Here is a 2,092-nt window from a genome sequence, read left to right on the forward strand (position 1 = left end):
CACCGAGGGCATGGTGCGGGCCATCGCAGCCTGAGCATCACGTTCTTTTGCTGCAGTGCTGGTTGCTCAAACTGGCTGCATCGTCGTCGGCAGTACCGCGCCCGGGAGTTTTTACACAGCCTCGGCCGACAGCGGACGTCAACTTTGACTTTGGACTTTTTGTCCGGAGACCTTCAGGAATGCTTGGAGGTATCCGGGCAGGCCACAGATCCATGCCTCTGCCTCTCAAGGTGAAGAGGTAGAGGTCCATAAGTGGGGTGTCATCGACAGGCGGCGCCGCTGTCCGAGTAAGTCCAACAGCATCCAATCAACTAAGGGGTACAAATGGGGGTATTTTCAACGTAGGATTTATATTTATTGCATTTAAAACAATTGGTTGTATCGACTATTTGGGTCAGATAAGCCACCAGTAACTCGTTGAATTCCAATAGTTTGTTGGCGAGTCTATAGCGCCCAAAGTTGGTTTTACCGGTAAAATTGCCGGTAAAATCAATTCAAGAGTTCATGTTCCACGGAGTGCTGAGCGCTAATAGCACCAAGGCTTTTGGTGCTTCCGATGATGAGAAGGCCAACTGTTTTTTCATCGCGAGTATCGAGCATTCGGGAGATGCCCAAGCTCTTGCCATGCGACTGCTGTCTGCCAGGAGCGGACGGTCGCAACTCCGGAGTTCAGCCGACCTGAGAGGTAGGTTTAGCTTGAGCAAGCCGTTAGGTCTCAGCCGGCGCACAGAGGAGTTCTAAAAAAATATCGAATGTAGGGGCGACTGTTATTAGCCCATCAGCACCCGAAAGCTCGTGGTACCACATGACTACGGCTGGCTCCGGGCTGGAGCGATAGTCAAAGCAAATGCAATTACCAGCACCATCAGTGGCAAATGGCACAACATTGTGCGGTAGCTGGTGTTCTTGCCATGTTGAGACATAGGACCAAATCGAATCCGTTTCCCATGGGCTTAGTGAAAGCCAGTGGCCGATGCTGGCCCGGTGAAGGGAGCCATGAATGGCAAAGTCTGCATCTCCATAGGAATCGTGATGATTGGCAAGAACGGCCCGGTATGACGCCGGGAAACGAACGTTGATAAGAGACTGGGCGCCTTCAATCTGGTGAGATTCAATCGGATTCTCTGTTAGCTCGAACCAGTCAAGTTTCATGAGGCCTAACGCCTGAACTAAGCCGAACCGCGTAGCGGCTTCGGATTGAATGAATTGTTGGGCCTCTCCCAGAGATACTCAGGTAGTAGACCGTTCTTGGCCAAGAAATCCTTGTGCCGGTCAACTATTGAGAAAGCGTCGCTTAACAACTCAATAGCCTTGTCGCTGTGCGCGACCCATTGCCGATTGTGCAGAACGAATTCAGAAGCCCTCTCTAGCTCTTGTACTGACCAATTATCTATTGGGTCAAAGCCGCTCTCCAGTTCCGCAATGTAGGAGCTGAGCGACGATATGTAGCTATGCAGGAGAGCTTCATCAACCACGGTTGCACACGCTGCTTTGTCAAAGAAGCTGGAAAACGATAGTTGAACTTCTGCTCGGCTCATAGTGGCCTGACTACCTAATAGATGGACCCCTAGGTCCGGTTAACGACGTATCCACAAAGCACCCTAAGACGGGCTTTCCCTTTGATGCCGGTCGATCTTTAGGGTAGCTGGGCCCGGCCAAAAATAAAACGTGTAACCAAGCCCCCACAATACCTCCCCGACGGCAAGCTGCAATCCTTCGAGCCTCTCAACCAGCGTGGCACCCATGAGGGTGAAACAACCAGCACTCCCTTGTCGCCTGCCCGTAAACTTGATCCAGGCATTCTTAGAGGTCTCCGGGCAAACTAGCCCCAAGGAGACCACTGATGCGCAAGAGCAAATTAACCGAGAGTCAGATCGTTACGACGTTGAAGCAAGTTGAGGCTGGAAGGCAGGTCAAGGATGTCTGCCGTGAACTTGGCATTTCCGATGCGACTTACTACGTCTGGCGACGTCCCCCCGCTTTCAGTAGCGGGGCCCTTTAGAGTCCAGATTTAATCGTAGCGGCTTTGGCCGCCAACTGTTGGGCATAGGCGGCCGGTGTCAGGCCGCCCAAGATCTTCTTCGGTCGTTCC

At 52.3% G+C, this 2,092-nt stretch carries 1 protein-coding gene and 1 pseudogene; one reads left to right on the forward strand and one right to left on the reverse strand.

Annotated elements, in window-relative coordinates:
• Positions 1-708 precede the first annotated feature (708 nt).
• Positions 709-1,152 carry an SMI1/KNR4 family protein gene (locus QMX78_RS21200; protein ID WP_282273395.1) on the reverse strand — a complete coding sequence of 148 codons (444 nt, stop codon included), beginning with the start codon at positions 1,150-1,152 and terminating at the stop codon, positions 709-711.
• Between the two features lie 691 nt (positions 1,153-1,843).
• Between QMX78_RS21200 and QMX78_RS21205 the strand changes: the two are divergent.
• Positions 1,844-1,969 (forward strand): annotated as a pseudogene (locus QMX78_RS21205) (transposase); the annotation flags it as partial.
• Between the last annotated feature and the right edge of the window lie 123 nt (positions 1,970-2,092).

The sequence above is a fragment of the Stenotrophomonas sp. PS02298 genome (assembly GCF_029959445.1).
GTDB lineage: Bacteria > Pseudomonadota > Gammaproteobacteria > Xanthomonadales > Xanthomonadaceae > Stenotrophomonas.

Coding starts and splice junctions, on each gene's coding strand:
- QMX78_RS21200 (WP_282273395.1), bottom strand. CDS start 1,152: ATGAAACTTGACTGGTTCGAGCTAACAGAGAATCCGATTGAATCTCAC.